This window comes from Lonsdalea quercina subsp. quercina, from assembly GCF_000688655.1.
Classification (GTDB): domain Bacteria; phylum Pseudomonadota; class Gammaproteobacteria; order Enterobacterales; family Enterobacteriaceae; genus Lonsdalea; species Lonsdalea quercina.
In genome coordinates this window covers 43,871-59,278 of the sequence record NZ_JIBO01000005.1, presented here as the reverse complement: position 1 = coordinate 59,278, position 15,408 = coordinate 43,871, and the positions used below count along the sequence as shown (strand labels likewise).

Genomic DNA, 15,408 nt, shown 5'->3' with positions numbered 1-15,408 from the left:
TAACCAGCACGACAGGTGCGCCATCGAGGCGGCCGATATTCTCTTCTTCATGGCTGACCAGCCTGATTAAAGAAATGCGCAATAGGGAACGTGATTATGACAACCGAAATTATGCCGATTACCCTTTCCCACCAGCCGGCTGATGCTCGTTGGGGCGAAAAAGCAACATTAACCTCTGGCGAACAGGGGTTCACCATCCATCTGACAGGCGAAAAATCGCTGGTCACCATCCAGCGCGCTGGCCGTAAAATCGACGGTCAGGGCATTAAACGCGTCAAGCTGGAAGGCGAAGGATGGGATCTCGAAAGTAGCTGGGCTTTCTGGCAGGGCTACCGTGGACCAAAGGGGCAGCGCACCGTTGAATGGGCAGCGCTGGATGAAGTTGCGCAGCAGGAGTTGGACCGCCGCCTGAAAATCGTCGATTGGGTGCGCGATACCATCAACCTGCCAGCGGAATCGCTGGGGCCGGAACAGCTGGCGACCCGCGCGGTAGATCTGCTGTGTTCCGTCAACTGCGACGCGGTGTCGTACCGCATTACCAAAGGCGAAGACCTGCGTAAGCAGAACTATTCCGGCCTGTATACCGTTGGGCGCGGCTCAGACCGCCAGCCGGTATTGCTGGCGCTCGACTACAATCCGACTGGCAACCCGGATGCGCCGGTGATGGCGTGTCTGGTCGGTAAGGGCATCACGTTCGATACCGGTGGCTATAGCCTTAAGCCCAGCGGCTTTATGGATTCGATGAAGTCCGATATGGGCGGCGCGGCGCTGGTGACTGGCGCATTGGCAATGGCGGCAGCGCGTGGACTCAAGCAGCGCGTCAAACTGTATTTGTGCTGTGCCGACAACATGGTGAGCGGCAACGCATTCCGTCTGGGCGACATCATTAGCTACCGCAATGGCAAGACTGTCGAGGTGATGAACACGGATGCGGAAGGGCGTCTGGTGCTCGCCGACGGACTGATCGACGCATCCGCNCAGAAGCCGCAGTGGATTATCGACTGCGCCACGCTGACCGGTGCCGCGAAGATGGCATTGGGGAACGACTNCCATGCCCTGCTCAGTTTTGACGATGCGCTGGTCGGGGATGTACTCACCAGCGCAGGACGCGAGGGCGAACCCTTCTGGCGTCTGCCGCTGGAAGAGTTTCNCCGCCAGCATCTGCCATCCAACTTCGCGGATCTGAATAATATCGCCAGTCCGGCGCATTCTGCGGGCGCCAGCACGGCGGCGGCTTTCCTGTCCTACTTCGTGGAAAACTACCAGAAAGGGTGGCTCCATATTGACTGTTCGGCGACCTATCGTAAGGGCGCTGTCGATCAATGGTCGGCTGGCGCGACCGGGCTGGGGGTGCGCACGCTGGCGGACTTCCTGCTGCGTAAAGCAGGCTGAATAAGCGACGGCGGGCAAGTTAATACCCGCTACAAAACAATGTGCGGTAACACCGCGCGAGCATAACAACAGGCCTGCGCGGCTTCAACGTGAAGCGCAGGCATGAAAGTGTTGAGGGGTTTGATGGAATTTTCACCACAAAACACGCTGGAAGAGGCGCTGATACGCGCTGCCACGGAGCCTGCGCATCGGCCCGAATTTTTCAGCGAACTGATGACGGCTACAGTGTACGTACTGGGAAACAGCGACGGTAATACCACTTTTGGTGAGCAGACGCTTCAGGCCGGAAGCCATGTGCATCTTCAGCATTGGGAGAAGCCGGATGGCACTTCGGCGATCCCATTTTTTTCTTCCCTTGAGGCTTTACAGTCAGCCATCACCGAAGAACAGTCCTTTTTGGCCTTACCGGCGCGAGCGCTGTTCGAACTGACACAGGGCGCCGTGTTATTCCTCAATCCGAAATTGCCTTACGGGAAAGAGTTTCTGCCGCAGGAGGTTGAACACCTGTTGGCTGGCGAAGGCACCGGACTCGTGACGAAAAAGGTGATTGAGGAGGACACTCAAGTCCTGATTGGTCAGCCGGCAGAAATGCCCGCGCAGATGATCGACTCTTTGACCCAGCTGTTTGCGAAATATCCCGGGGTGCGCCGTGCGTTTCTGGTGCAAATCAAGGAACCGGACGAAGAACAACCGCATCTGTTGGTTGGCATCGACGTGGATGAAGATGTGGAAGCGATCATTCAGGCGGCAGGCACCGTTGCCAGCGACACGCTGCCGGACGATCGCCCAATCGACCTCTGCGTCGTTGCCGACAACGAGCCGGGCATCAGTCATTATATGATCAAGCACACCACGCCATTTTATGAGCGTAAGTGGGGCAGCTTTCTTCGCGACTTTAAAAACAGCGGCCACGCCTGAGCGGATAATGTTGCTTGACCGCTTGACCGCTTGACCGCTTGACCGCTTGACCGCTTGACCGCTTGACCGCTTGACCGCTTGACCGCTTGACCGTATAGCTGCAAAAGCCAAACGCATCTATGGCGCTGCGCGCGAACGCGCCTCATGATCGATAACGATAGCGGCCCGTTCGGCCACGTCAGGCAAGAACCTTATCTACCGCTGAGTGTGTGATACCTGCTATCACTCACGCTGTAACGGCCACGTTGAGTGGCCGTTTTCACGAGGCTATTTTCGATTTCGGGCGGATTGGCCTTAGCGATCCGCGCCAGTTTCAATAGGCAGGTCGTCTCGGCCGCCCCATTCGCCCCAGGAGCCGTCGTACAGTTTGACTTGAGGAGCATTCAGCACATACAGCGCTAATACGATCACCGCTGCCGTCACGCCGGACCCACAGCTTGCGACGATGGGACGTTGAATATCAATCCCCTTCTGTTTGAATACGGCGGCCAGCTCCTCCGGCGTTTTCAGCGCGCCGTTTTCCACCAGCTCATTCCACGGTACGTTAAAGCTGCCGGGAATATGCCCGCGGCGCAGTCCTGGACGAGGCTCATCGACATCGCCAGCAAAGCGTGGTGCCGGACGGGCGTCGACAATCTGCGCGGAATGATCATGGGTGATTGCCAGCACGACCTCGGCCTGACAGATCACGCCGGCGTCCAGCCGAGCGTTGAATGTCCGGGTCTGATGGGAGACATTTCCCCGCTCCAGTGGTCGTTGCCCCTGTTTCCATCCGGCCAGCCCGCCAGCCAAGATAGAAACCTTGGTCACGCCGAAAGTTCGCAGCATCCACCAGGCGCGAGGTGCTGAAAATAAGTTACCCTCATCGTAAATGATGCAGTGTTGGTCTTCGCTCACGCCTAGATCCCCCATCGCCTGAGCGAAGGATGTGCTATCCGGCATCATATGTGGCAAAGGCGAAGCCGCATCCGATAGCGTTTCGATATCGAAAAAAGCCGCTCCTGGCAGGTGTCCGGCTTCATATTCGGCCTGGATATCCCGCGAGGTATCACCAGGCGGAAGCATCCGCGCATCAAGCAGTGTGATATCCGCGTCGTTAAGATGAGAATTCAGCCAAGCGGCGGTGACAAAGATGTCGGAGCTGGATACAGACATGTGACCTCCCGTGCGGGCTGTCGATATAGCCCGAGATAAGATGAGGATTGAATTGTCAGTGATTTTTTAGCAACGGACAAGTGCAAACCTGTATCTCATGCCAGTTTCGGCGCACGCTATTTCAGGAATGCGTGCGTGATTGGGACACACGGATGAAACAGATGAAAAGCGGTGGTTTGTTTGCTATCCGTGCCGCAGGTCGGGCAGAGAGTGAGTGTCAGACAAGGATTCAGCGTTATAATGATAGGAAAAGGACGATAAGATAACGTTATTTTAAAAAAATGTTATTTGACCGTAGGCAAGATGGAAGAGCAACCCTATAATCTGCGCCACTTTACGGTGCCGGAGTCATCATTTTTAACCGGCAGTTATCAGACAGTTATCAAATGAGGTCACTATGACGGTAGAACGTACTTTTTCTATCATTAAGCCCAATGCGGTCGCCAAGAATCTGATTGGCGCTATCTACAACCGCTTTGAAAGCGCAGGCTTCAAGATTGTTGCTGCCAAAATGCTTCATCTGACTCGCGAACAGGCCGAAGGCTTTTATGCTGAGCACAAGGGCAAACCTTTCTTTGACGGTCTGGTGACGTTCATGACTTCCGGTCCCATTATGGTTCAGGTTTTGGAAGGTGAAGATGCCGTGCAGCGTCACCGTGACCTGATGGGGGCGACGAATCCTGAGAATGCGCTGGCGGGCACGCTGCGCGCTGACTACGCAGATAGCCTGACTGAAAATGCGGTGCATGGTTCGGACTCTCAGGCATCCGCCGAACGCGAAATCGCCTATTTCTTCAGTGCGGATGAGTTGCACGCACGCACCCGCTAAGCTGAGACCAAGAATTAAAAGCTGAGTGGCTCTGGCACCGCTCTATTAAACTTTGTACAATGCCGCGCCCCGGAGCGAGCAGGCGCTCGGCCGGGGCTTTTCTTTTATCACTTCTTTCGAGCCATAACGTGTAACAACGAGGCCATGAGTCAATATGTCTGAGCAAACCGTATCCCCGATCTCCAACGAGTCTGACGCTATCGCTGTTAAGCCGACAAGCACTGAAAAAATCAACCTGCTGGATCTTAACCGTCAGCAAATGCGCGCCTTTTTTGCCTCAATGGGAGAAAAGCCATTTCGTGCCGATCAGGTCATGAAATGGATCTATCACTACTGCTGTGATGATTTCAACGAGATGACCGACATCAACAAGGTGCTACGCACCAAATTGCAGGAGATCGCTGAAATTCGCGCCCCTGTTGTGGTGGATGAGCAGCGATCCTCTGATGGTACGATCAAGNGGGCCATCCTGGTTGACGGCCAGCGCGTGGAAACGGTCTACATCCCGGAAGATGAACGCGCGACGCTGTGCGTATCTTCTCAAGTCGGTTGTGCGTTGGAATGTAAGTTTTGCTCAACGGCGCAGCAAGGGTTCAACCGCAACCTGCGGGTTTCTGAAATCATCGGTCAGGTATGGCGGGCGGCGAAAATTATCGGTGCGGCCAAAGTCACCGGCCAGCGTCCTATCACTAACGTCGTGATGATGGGCATGGGCGAACCGTTGCTGAACCTGACCAACGTGGTGCCGGCGATGGAAATCATGCTGGACGATTTCGGTTTCGGTCTGTCTAAACGTCGCGTGACGCTGTCGACTTCCGGCGTCGTGCCTGCGCTGGATAAGCTGGGCGACATGATCGACGTCGCATTGGCGATCTCGCTGCACGCGCCGAACGATGAAATCCGTAACGAAATCATGCCGATTAACAAAAAATATAATATCGAAACCTTTTTGTCGGCAGTACGGCGTTACCTGGATAAATCGAACGCCAATCAGGGGCGTGTCACCATTGAATACGTCATGTTGGATCACATCAATGACGGAACGGAGCACGCGCATGAATTGGCGGAATGCCTGAAAANCACGCCGTGCAAGATCAACCTGATCCCGTGGAACCCGTTCCCTGGCGCGCCGTATGGACGCAGCTCCAACAGCCGCGTTGACCGCTTCTCCAAGGTACTGATGGAATACGGTTTCACCACCATCGTACGTAAAACGCGCGGTGACGACATTGATGCAGCTTGTGGGCAGTTGGCTGGGGAAGTCGTTGACCGCACCAAGCGGACAATGAAGAAAAAAATGGTCAAGGATACAATAGCCGTCAAAAGCGTATGATCGCTGTCAGCCTGAAAGGGGCAGACAGATGATAATTACATTTCAGAGGCTTATCATACTATGCTGTAGTAACGGCGGCCTCATGGGCTGAGACCGCTTGCCTTCGGCGAGAGACAATGGCTAAGGATAGTCAGAAATGAATTCACGGTGGCAGGGAAGGTGGCGGCGCGCTTTGGCCGTCGTATGCGTGATGATAAGCGGGTGTGTGAATACCTCGGAAACAGTCTTGCTCTCGCCCCAGGCGCAGACGCGTTTGCAATTGGGGTTGGCGTACCTTGAACGCGGGCAGTTAGACGTTGCCCACAGTAACCTGCTCATCGCCTTGAGGGCGTCCCCGAATGACTATCGCACTCAACTGGGGATGGCGCTGTACGAACAGCGAATCGGCGAAAATGCGGCGGCGGAAAAGCGTTATCGCCAGTTGTTGCGACAGAGTCCCGTCAATGGGAGCGTAATGAATAATTACGGTGCGTTTCTGTGTGGTTTAGGGCAGTATGTAACGGCGCAACAACAGTTTAGCCGCGCAGCGCAGCTCGCGGATTATCCGCCGGTTGCTGATGCTCTGGAAAATGCCGGTTATTGTTTTTTAGACGCCGGGCAGCCTGATGAGGCGAAGCAATGGCTTAGTCGGGCTTTGAACCACGACCCGCGCAAAGGCCAACGCTTACTCGCGGAAGCCGAGCATCGTATGCATACCGGCCATCCGGAACAAACGCGGATGCTCTTGAATATACATCAGCCGAAATTTCCGGCGAGTGCCGAAAGTTTATGGCTACAGATTCGTTTCGCCGCGCTGGCGGGGGATACCGATGACGCGATGCGTTACGGTGCGATGCTGGCGCGAAGTTTTCCACAATCTAAACAGTACCAGCAATTCTTAGCTAATGAATACTGAAGCCAATCAAGATAGAACAGCATCACCCATAGCCACTCCTGGGGAGCGACTGCGTCAGGCGCGTGAAAGCTTAGGGTTGTCGCAGCAAGTCGTCGCGGAGAGGTTGTGCCTGAAAGTCTCGACCGTTCGTGAGATTGAAGAAGGCAACACGCCTGCCGGGCTTGCTCCGACATTTCTGCGTGGATATATCCGGTCTTATGCCAAGTTGGTGCATCTGCCTGAAGACGAACTGCTGCCGATGCTGGAAAAACACGTGGTGCCGAGCCGCACCTCCAACGTTTCCCCTATGCAGCACCTCGCGCTAGGCAAAAGCCGCAAGAAGCGCGACGGCTGGCTCATGACCTTTACTTGGTTGATATTGTTGGGCGTTTTGGGGCTGACGGTCGCCTGGTGGTGGCAAAATCATCAGGCGCAGCAGCAGGAAATCAATTCCATGGTCGATCATGCGAACGCTACGCAGACTTCGCAGGATGGACAGTCGCTGGATTTGGGCAATGGCGAACCGGACCCGGTCGTACCGGACGATAGCGCCACGAGTGGCGCAGCTAGAGAAGTAACGCCGCCTGCCGATGCGTCTTCTGCAACAACGTCTGCGCCAACGGCTAATTCGCCTGCGCCGGTCGCTCCCGCCACGCCGGCTCCTGCGCCGAGCGTGTCTCCGACTCAACCTTCTCCAGCGCCATCGCCATCCTCCGCGGCTCCGGCTGTTGAGACTCCGGCGCCTTCCGTGCCTGCGTCAAATGCATTAGCGATGTCGTTCTCTGCGGACTGCTGGCTGGAGGTGGTGGATAGCACCGGCAAAAAGCTGTTCAGCGGTATGCAACGCAACGGCGGTTCGCTGAATCTGAGCGGACAACCTCCTTATCGGCTCAAAATCGGCGCCCCTGCTGCTGTTCAGATTCAGTATCAGGGTAAACCGGTTGATTTGAGTCAGTACGTCAGAAGCAATCAGGTTGCACGTTTAACGCTGGCCGGCCAGTAATTTTCCGGCCGGTAGCGGCATTTTGGAGGTGAAGTTGTGAATAACCCCGCACCCATAACCCGTCGCAAATCAAAGCGCATTTACGTTGGTAAGGTGCCCGTCGGTGACGGCGCGCCGATAGCGGTGCAGTCGATGACGAACACCCGCACAACGAATGTTGAAGCGACGGTGAATCAAATTAAAGCGTTGGAACGCGTGGGCGTCGATATCGTTCGAGTCTCTGTCCCCACCATGGATGCCGCTGAGGCATTCAAGTTGATCAAGCAACAGGTGAATGTGCCGCTGGTTGCGGATATCCATTTTGACTATCGCATCGCGTTGAAAGTCGCTGAATACGGCGTGGATTGCCTGCGCATTAACCCCGGCAACATCGGTAACGAAGAGCGTATCCGCGCTGTCGTGGACTGCGCGCGGGACAACAACATCCCGATCCGTATCGGCGTCAACGCCGGCTCATTGGAAAAGGATCTGCAGGAAAAGTACGGCGAGCCTACGCCGGAAGCGCTGCTCGAATCCGCCATGCGCCACGTCGATATTCTGGACAGACTCAACTTCGACCAGTTCAAAGTCAGTGTGAAGGCGTCGGACGTCTTCCTGGCTGTTCAGTCCTACCGTCTGCTGGCGTCCCGCATCGATCAGCCGCTGCATCTTGGTATCACGGAAGCGGGCGGCGCGCGGAGCGGGGCGGTTAAATCCGCCATCGGTCTGGGGCTGCTGCTCTCCGAAGGGATTGGCGACACGCTGCGTATCTCGCTGGCGGCCGACCCGGTGGAAGAAGTGAAAGTCGGTTTCGATATTCTGAAGTCACTGCGCATTCGCGCGCGCGGCATCAACTTTATCGCCTGCCCGACCTGCTCGCGTCAGGAGTTTGACGTGATTGGCACCGTTAACGCGTTGGAGCAGCGACTGGAAGATATCATTACGCCGATGGACGTCTCGATTATCGGTTGCGTGGTCAACGGACCGGGCGAAGCGCTGGTGTCGACGCTGGGCGTGACCGGCGGCAACAAGAAAAGCGGCTTTTATGAAGACGGCGTTCGCCAGCGTGAACGTTTTGACAATGAACAGATGATCGACCAATTGGAGTCTAAAATCCGCGCCAAAGCGGCGATGCTGAACGAAAGTAACCGCATCACCATCAACGTGGTCGATAAGTGACGGCGGTGGCATCGCATGAGATGCCACCCTGTCGACAGCTTCCCAACCCGACGGCGACGGCCGCGCATTGATGCCGCAGTGCCGCTCCCTCTATAATCGGGCCTATTTTCGAGAAAACGGATTAGAGAACTGACGTGGCAAAAAATATCCAAGCCATCCGAGGCATGAACGATTACCTGCCGGCCGATACGGCTCTATGGCACCGCATTGAAGCCAGCTTGAAACAGATCCTCGCCAGCTATGGCTATGGCGAAATTCGTACGCCTATCGTTGAGCAGACTTCTCTGTTCAAGCGCGCTATCGGTGAAGTGACCGACGTCGTAGAAAAAGAGATGTACACGTTTGAGGACCGCAACGGCGACAGCCTGACGCTGCGTCCCGAGAACACGGCGAGCTGCGTCCGCGCCGGCATCGAGCACGGTATCCTCTACAACCAGGAACAGCGCCTGTGGTACACAGGCCCGATGTTCCGTCACGAACGTCCTCAGAAAGGCCGCTACCGTCAGTTCCACCAGCTCGGTTGTGAAGTCTTCGGCCTGAAAGGCCCGGATATCGATGCCGAAATGATCATGATGACGGCGCGCTGGTGGCGCGAACTGGGCATCGCCGAACACGTCTCGCTGGAACTGAATTCTATCGGTTCGCTGGAAGCGCGCGCGCGTTATCGCGAGGCGCTGATTGCGTTTCTGGAACAGCATCAGGATGTCCTGGATGAAGACTGCAAACGTCGTATGTACACCAACCCGCTGCGCGTCCTGGATTCTAAAAATCGCGATGTGCAGACGCTGTTGAACGACGCGCCGGTGCTTACCGATTACCTCGATGACGAGTCGCGCGAGCATTTTAACGGCCTGTGTGAACTTTTAACTCAGGCGAGCATCCCATATAAGGTTAATCCGCGCCTGGTCCGTGGGCTGGATTATTACAACCGCACTGTGTTCGAATGGGTGACGACCAGCCTCGGTTCACAGGGTACTGTGTGCGGCGGCGGACGCTACGACGGCATGGTGGAACAGCTGGGCGGTTCCAGTACGCCTGCGGTCGGTTTCGCGATGGGTTTAGAACGCCTGGTGCTGCTGGTTCAAACGGTCAATCCGGAGTTCAAAGCGCTGCCGGCTGTGGACGTTTACGTCATTTCTTCCGGCGCGGGAACCCAAAGCGCGGCGATGCTGCTGGCGGAATCGCTGCGTGATGCGCTGCCCGGATTAAAGCTGATGACCAACTTTGGCGGCGGCAATTTTAAAAAGCAGTTTGCCCGTGCGGATAAAAGCGGGGCGCGCGTCGCTCTGGTGCTGGGCGAAAATGAAGTCGCGGCAGGACAGGCAGTAGTGAAAAACTTGTCCAGCGGCGAACAAGAAACTCTGGCGCAGGCTGACGTTGCAGCCCGGCTGACGACGCTACTGGATTGAGGAGAAAGACACCGTGGAAGTCTATACCACAGAAAATGAACAGGTTGATGCGCTGCGACGTTTCTTGAGAGAAAACGGCAAGGCGTTGGCTGTCGGTGTAGTCCTGGGTATCGGGGCGCTGGTAGGTTGGCGTTTCTGGCAAAGCCATCAGGACAATAGCGCGATGGAAATATCGTCGGCTTATCAGCAAGCCAGTGAAACGCTGACGGCAGGTAAGGGCACCACGGCGGTGGAAGCGTTTGCTGCCGGCAACAAAAACAACTACGGCGCGCTTGCTTCGATGGAGCTGGCGGCTCACTACGCTGAATTGAAAGATTTCGCCAAAGCAGAGCAGCAGCTGACTCAGGCGCTGTCTCAGAGCAACAACGCCGATCTGCAAACGCTGATCAACCTGCGCCTGGCGCGGGTCCAGCTTGCACAGAAAAAAGCGGACGACGCGCTGAAAACGCTGGATGCCATCAAGACGGAAAGCTGGGCCGCGATGATTGCAGACGTTCGCGGCGACGTGCTGGTCAGCAAAGGCGATAACCAGGGCGCGCGCAGTGCGTACGAAAAAGGCATTGAGTCTCAGCCTCCTCAGGGGCTGCAGGCCCTGTTACGAATGAAACTGAACAACCTGTCCAGCTAAGAGGAATTCCATGCAATTGCGTAAAACACTTTTGGTAGGACTGGTTTCAACTGCCCTGCTGAGCGGCTGTTCGCTATTCGACCGTGAAGAGGACGTCGTTAAAATGTCCCCTCTGCCGCAGGTAGAGAATCAGTTCACGCCGACGAAAGTCTGGAGTCGTTCAATCGGCAGCGGTATCGGTGATTTCTATTCCAATTTGCGTCCGGCCTGGCAGGACAGCCGTGTGTATGCGGCTGACCGACGCGGTACGGTCAAAGCGATGGACTTGAGCAACGGCGAAGAAAAATGGAAGGCTGACCTGTCTGAGAAGACGGGGCTGTTGTCGGCGAATCGTCCGGCGCTGCTGTCCGGCGGCGTCTCGGTTGCCGGTAATCACGTCTACGTCGGCAGCGAAAGAGCGAAGATGTTCGCCCTGAATGCCGATGACGGTTCACGGGTCTGGGAAACGCCGGTCGCAGGCGAAGTCACTTCCCATCCGGTTATCAGTGATGGCGTAGTGCTGGTGCACACCAGCAATGGTATGCTGCAGGCGCTGAACGAATCTGACGGTGCCGTCAAGTGGACGGTAAACCTGGATATGCCGTCATTGTCGGTACGCGGTGAATCTGCTCCTGCGACTGCCTTTGGCGCAGCCATCGTTGGCGGCGACAACGGTCGCGTGAGCGCCGTACTGATTAATCAGGGGCAACTGATTTGGCAGCAGCGAATTTCCCAGCCGAGCGGCGCCACTGAAATCGATCGTCTGAACGACGTCGATACCACGCCAGTGATCGTCGGCGAAGTGGTCTATGCGCTGGGTTACCACGGCAACCTGACGGCGCTGGACCTGCGCTCCGGTCAGATTTTGTGGAAACGTGAGCTGGGTTCGGTGAATGACTTCATCGTTGATGGCGACCGTATCTATCTGGTCGATCAGGACGATCGTATCGTGGCCTTGAGTACCAACGGCGGCGTGAGCATCTGGCGTCAGAGCGAATTGTTGCATCGTAATCTGACGGCACCGGCGCTGTATAATGGTTATCTGGTGGTTGCGGATGCTGAAGGCTATATGCATTGGGTCAACACGACCGATGGCCGTTTCGTTTCTCAGCAGAAAGTGGATAGCTCCGGATTCCTGAGCAATCCCGTGGTAGCCAGCGATAAGCTGCTGATCCAGGCTAAAGGCGGAGAGGTTTACGCCTTTACTCGCTAGTACACGTGTTTTACTCCGGGCTAAGGCGCCAGAAGGCCTTCGCCCGTCGAACGGCTCCTGACGCTATCAGGAGCCGTTTCGTCTTTGATGATCAGCCGGCTAAGCTCGCTGTAACGAATTGAAATATAAGCAATGAGGTTGTAACAATGATACCTGTCGTCGCGCTGGTCGGGCGCCCGAATGTGGGGAAATCCACGCTGTTTAACCGCTTGACGCGTACTCGTGACGCATTGGTGGCGGATTTCCCTGGGCTGACGCGTGACCGCAAGTATGGTCGTGCCGAGGTGGAAGGAAACGAGTTCATTATCATCGATACGGGCGGTATTGACGGTAGCGAAGAGGGCGTGGAAACGCGGATGGCGGACCAGTCTCTGCTGGCGATTGAAGAAGCGGATATCGTTCTGTTCATGGTTGACGCCCGTGATGGATTGATGCCGGCGGATCTGGGCATCGCCCGGCATCTGCGCAACCGTCAAAAGTCCACCTTCCTGGTCGCCAACAAAATCGACGGTATTGATGTGGATACCGGCACGGCGGACTTCTATTCGCTGGGCCTCGGGGAAGTCTACCCGATTGCGGCATCGCACGGCCGCGGCGTGACCAGCCTGCTGGAAAAAGTGCTGCTTCCGTTCGCGGAAGACCAGGACGAAGAGCCGCAGGAACTGACGGAAGAAGAAGCTAATGCCGCTTATTGGGCGGAGCAGTTGGCCATCGAAACGGAGGCCGAAGAGGACGCCGAAGCCGAGGATAACTTCGATCCGGAGTCTTTGCCGATCAAGCTGGCTATCGTCGGTCGCCCTAACGTGGGTAAGTCGACCTTGACCAACCGTATCCTGGGTGAAGACCGGGTCGTGGTTTACGACATGCCTGGTACGACGCGCGACAGCATTTACATTCCTATGGAACGTGACGAGCGCGAATATATTCTGATTGATACCGCAGGGGTGCGTAAGCGCGGCAAGATCACGGAAACCGTCGAAAAATTCTCCGTCATCAAAACACTGCAGGCGATTGAAGACGCCAATGTGGTACTGCTGGTGATCGATGCGCGCGAAGGGATCTCCGATCAGGATCTGTCTCTGTTGGGCTTTATCCTGAACAGCGGTCGTTCGCTGGTGATCGTGGTCAACAAGTGGGATGGTCTTTCCCAGGATGTAAGAGAGCAAGTGAAGGAGACGCTGGATCTGCGTCTGGGCTTCATTGATTTCGCCCGTATTCACTTCATTTCCGCGTTGCACGGCAGTGGCGTAGGTAACCTCTTTGAGTCGATTACAGAGGCCTACACTTGCTCGACTCGCCGGGTCAGCACTTCGCTTCTGACGCGCATTATGCGTATGGCCGTTGACGACCATCAGCCGCCGCTGGTGCGTGGGCGCCGCGTGAAACTCAAATATGCGCACGCTGGGGGCTACAACCCGCCTATCGTCGTGATCCACGGCAACCAGGTGAAAGATCTGGCCGACTCTTATAAACGCTACCTGATGAACTACTTCCGTCGTTCGTTGGAAGTGATGGGAACGCCGATTCGTATTCAGTTCAAAGAAGGGGAAAACCCGTTCGCGAACAAACGTAATACGTTGACGCCAAACCAGCTACGTAAACGTAAGCGGTTGATGCAGCACATCAAAAAAGGCAAATAAGCCAACTTGGAACGGTAACTCCGACCTGCGGGGCAGAATATTTTCTGCCCCGTTTTTATTTCAGGACGACAAGACGGATGAGAGGGAACAACACGATGGAAAAAGAGAGTGGCATGACCTTTTTATGTCCACGGTGCCAGCATGAAATGAGAGAGCGCAGCGATGAGCGTTTTCGCTGTGCCGAGTGTCAACAGGATTATCGGCGTGAGCCTCTGTGTCCGGATTGTGGGCAGCCGCTACAGGTGCTCAAAGCCTGCGGCGCGGTCGATTATTTTTGTCCGCAGGAGAAGGCGTTGGTTTCAAAAAAACGTGTGACGTTTCGCTGCCAACCGGTTCTGCCTGACGCGCTCCCCTGATGCCGATGGTTTGAGTTGCCGCTGCTGACATCAGGGTGCTGGCTGTGCGTTCTGCCACAGGACGTCCAGTTCCGGCGCAGCCCGTTCGGGAACCAGCCACACCTGAGGGGGCGCGCCGCCGCCTGAATCGCCATGGAAAATGTGAATCCGGTAGTAAAATTGATCGCCCCGGCCGGGGCGATCGGCCGGATCGTCGGTCTGTGCTGAAGGCAACACGCTGTGCAATATCGCACGGATCCGTTGGCGTTCTTCCGCAGGCAGTTTGGCTAAGACCACCCATCTCGGGCCGGATAATTTAGGTATCCAGGCGATGCCGCCTTCTCGCGCCAGTTCGATAATGGCGTCGTCAGTCAAGCGGGGCTGTGCGTTCATACTCATTCGGGAGTCCTGTATCCACACCTACTCGATGCCAGGCATGTAGCACGGTATTGGCGACCGCCATGCCGAAGCGCTGTTCAGCATGATTCACCGTGTATTGGGCAAACAGTGTAAAGTCGGCGTTCTGCGGTAGAGATTTGTCGCACAAAACGTCATACCAGATGACGCCCGCTTTCTCCCAGGCATACCCGCCCAGATCGGTCGCCGCCAGATAAAAGGCGCGGCTCGGTATTCCGGAATTAAGGTGTACGCCGCCGTTATCCTCACGGGTATTGATGTAATCACGCATGTGGGCTGGCTGCGGGTCTGTGCCGAGCAGCGGGTCGTCATAGGCTGTTCCCGGCCGGGCCAGGGATCTTAACCCCTTGCCGTCGATCTCCTCAGTCAGCAAGCCAGCGCCGACAATCCAGTCCGCCTCCTGCGCCGTTTGCTTGAAATAGAACTGTTTCACCATAGCGCCGAAGACGTCGGACAACGATTCGTTCAGTGCGCCGGACTGGCGGGTGTAAAGAAGATTCGCCTCGCTCTCCGTGACGCCGTGCGCCAGCTCGTGGGCGATGATGTCGATGGCGGTGGTGAAGCGGTTGAAGATTTTTCCATCGCCGTCGCCGAAGACCATTTGCTGCCCGTTCCAGAAGGCGTTCTGATAATTCTGACCGTAGTGTACGGAGCCAAGCAGCGGCAGCCCGGCGTTGTCCAGAGAGTTACGGCCGAAAATCTGCCAAAAGAAATCATAGGTGGCGCCCAGATACTCATAGGCTTCGTCCGTGGCGATATCGCCCGTGGCGGCCTGGCCCTCTTCTCGAACGAGCGTTCCCGGCAGCGTTTGCTGATTTTGCGCATCATGAATGTGGCGGTGGACCTGTCCGCCGGGAAGCGCGTCGTGCTCGGGGAGAGGCGTTTGGGCGGAAACCATCAGCGACTGCACGTGCATCAGCGTCTGCTGAGCGAGTCGACGCTCTTCGTCAGAACCGTTGCTGACGATGCGATGAAGGATATACGGGGGTACTATGCTATGAATCGCTTTCATACATCATCTCCACATGGATGCATATCTCTCGGTATGAGCGGACGTCCATAACGTAGATAACCAGCAAAGGAGCGATAAGTATAGTTCAGGAACTCATTTTCAGACGAAGCCCG

Annotated in this window: 15 protein-coding genes; 12 read left to right on the top strand and 3 right to left on the bottom strand. The window is 56.1% G+C overall.

The features are described from left to right. Window positions 1-96 precede the first annotated feature (96 nt). Together pepB and sseB are read left to right on the top strand one after the other, a co-directional pair. On the top strand, window positions 97-1,392 hold the full coding sequence (gene pepB / locus RZ35_RS05040) for an aminopeptidase PepB (protein WP_026742313.1): 1,296 nt from the start codon (window positions 97-99) through the stop codon (window positions 1,390-1,392). 123 nt (window positions 1,393-1,515) lie between these two features. After that, a complete protein-coding gene (gene sseB / locus RZ35_RS05035; protein WP_026742312.1) occupies window positions 1,516-2,310 on the top strand; it encodes an enhanced serine sensitivity protein SseB in 795 nt (264 codons plus the stop codon). Window positions 2,311-2,604: 294 nt separating this feature from the next. On the opposite strand, the gene sseA is transcribed toward sseB, so the two are convergent. Further along, window positions 2,605-3,465, bottom strand: coding sequence for a 3-mercaptopyruvate sulfurtransferase (gene sseA, locus RZ35_RS05030; protein WP_026742311.1), 861 nt, complete (start codon window positions 3,463-3,465; stop codon window positions 2,605-2,607). Window positions 3,466-3,862: 397 nt separating this feature from the next. Here sseA and ndk point away from each other — a divergent pair, with 397 nt between their 5' ends. The 10 genes from ndk to RZ35_RS04980 all read left to right on the top strand — a co-directional run bounded on the left by ndk (window position 3,863) and on the right by RZ35_RS04980 (window position 13,887). Next, the gene (gene ndk / locus RZ35_RS05025) at window positions 3,863-4,294 is read left to right on the top strand and encodes a nucleoside-diphosphate kinase (protein ID WP_026742310.1); all 432 of its coding nucleotides are present in this window, start codon (window positions 3,863-3,865) and stop codon (window positions 4,292-4,294) included. Window positions 4,295-4,448: 154 nt separating this feature from the next. Further along, window positions 4,449-5,627, top strand: a complete 1,179-nt coding sequence (locus tag RZ35_RS05020) for a bifunctional tRNA (adenosine(37)-C2)-methyltransferase TrmG/ribosomal RNA large subunit methyltransferase RlmN (RefSeq protein ID WP_026742309.1) — start codon at window positions 4,449-4,451, stop codon at window positions 5,625-5,627. 136 nt (window positions 5,628-5,763) lie between these two features. Beyond that, window positions 5,764-6,522 (top strand): type IV pilus biogenesis/stability protein PilW, encoded by a 759-nt coding sequence (gene pilW, locus RZ35_RS05015; protein ID WP_036152732.1) that lies wholly within the window; start codon window positions 5,764-5,766, stop codon window positions 6,520-6,522. Further along, on the top strand, window positions 6,512-7,504 hold the full coding sequence (gene rodZ, locus RZ35_RS05010; protein ID WP_026742307.1) for a cytoskeleton protein RodZ: 993 nt from the start codon (window positions 6,512-6,514) through the stop codon (window positions 7,502-7,504). Before pilW ends, rodZ begins: the two co-directional genes overlap by 11 nt. 36 nt (window positions 7,505-7,540) lie before the next feature. Further along, window positions 7,541-8,662, top strand: a complete 1,122-nt coding sequence (gene ispG, locus RZ35_RS05005; RefSeq protein WP_026740089.1) for a flavodoxin-dependent (E)-4-hydroxy-3-methylbut-2-enyl-diphosphate synthase — start codon at window positions 7,541-7,543, stop codon at window positions 8,660-8,662. A gap of 134 nt (window positions 8,663-8,796) precedes the next feature. Further along, complete coding sequence (gene hisS / locus RZ35_RS05000; protein ID WP_026742306.1) at window positions 8,797-10,071, top strand: histidine--tRNA ligase; 1,275 nt, start codon at window positions 8,797-8,799, stop codon at window positions 10,069-10,071. A 13-nt stretch (window positions 10,072-10,084) separates the two neighbouring features. Continuing rightward, a complete protein-coding gene (locus tag RZ35_RS04995; RefSeq protein WP_026742305.1) occupies window positions 10,085-10,699 on the top strand; it encodes a YfgM family protein in 615 nt (204 codons plus the stop codon). 10 nt (window positions 10,700-10,709) lie between these two features. Then, window positions 10,710-11,891, top strand: coding sequence for an outer membrane protein assembly factor BamB (bamB, locus tag RZ35_RS04990; protein ID WP_026742304.1), 1,182 nt, complete (start codon window positions 10,710-10,712; stop codon window positions 11,889-11,891). A 146-nt stretch (window positions 11,892-12,037) separates the two neighbouring features. Beyond that, window positions 12,038-13,531 carry a ribosome biogenesis GTPase Der gene (gene der / locus RZ35_RS04985; RefSeq protein ID WP_026742303.1) on the top strand — a complete coding sequence of 498 codons (1,494 nt, stop codon included), beginning with the start codon at window positions 12,038-12,040 and terminating at the stop codon, window positions 13,529-13,531. A gap of 113 nt (window positions 13,532-13,644) precedes the next feature. Beyond that, on the top strand, window positions 13,645-13,887 hold the full coding sequence (locus tag RZ35_RS04980; protein WP_026742302.1) for a zinc ribbon domain-containing protein: 243 nt from the start codon (window positions 13,645-13,647) through the stop codon (window positions 13,885-13,887). A 30-nt stretch (window positions 13,888-13,917) separates the two neighbouring features. Here RZ35_RS04980 and RZ35_RS04975 read toward each other — a convergent pair whose 3' ends face one another. Together RZ35_RS04975 and RZ35_RS04970 are read right to left on the bottom strand one after the other, a co-directional pair. Further along, on the bottom strand, window positions 13,918-14,259 hold the full coding sequence (locus RZ35_RS04975; protein WP_394296478.1) for a protealysin inhibitor emfourin: 342 nt from the start codon (window positions 14,257-14,259) through the stop codon (window positions 13,918-13,920). After that, entirely contained in the window at window positions 14,234-15,295 is a 1,062-nt protein-coding gene (locus RZ35_RS04970; RefSeq protein ID WP_026742300.1) for a M4 family metallopeptidase, read from the bottom strand. Before RZ35_RS04970 ends, RZ35_RS04975 begins: the two co-directional genes overlap by 26 nt. Between the last annotated feature and the right edge of the window lie 113 nt (window positions 15,296-15,408).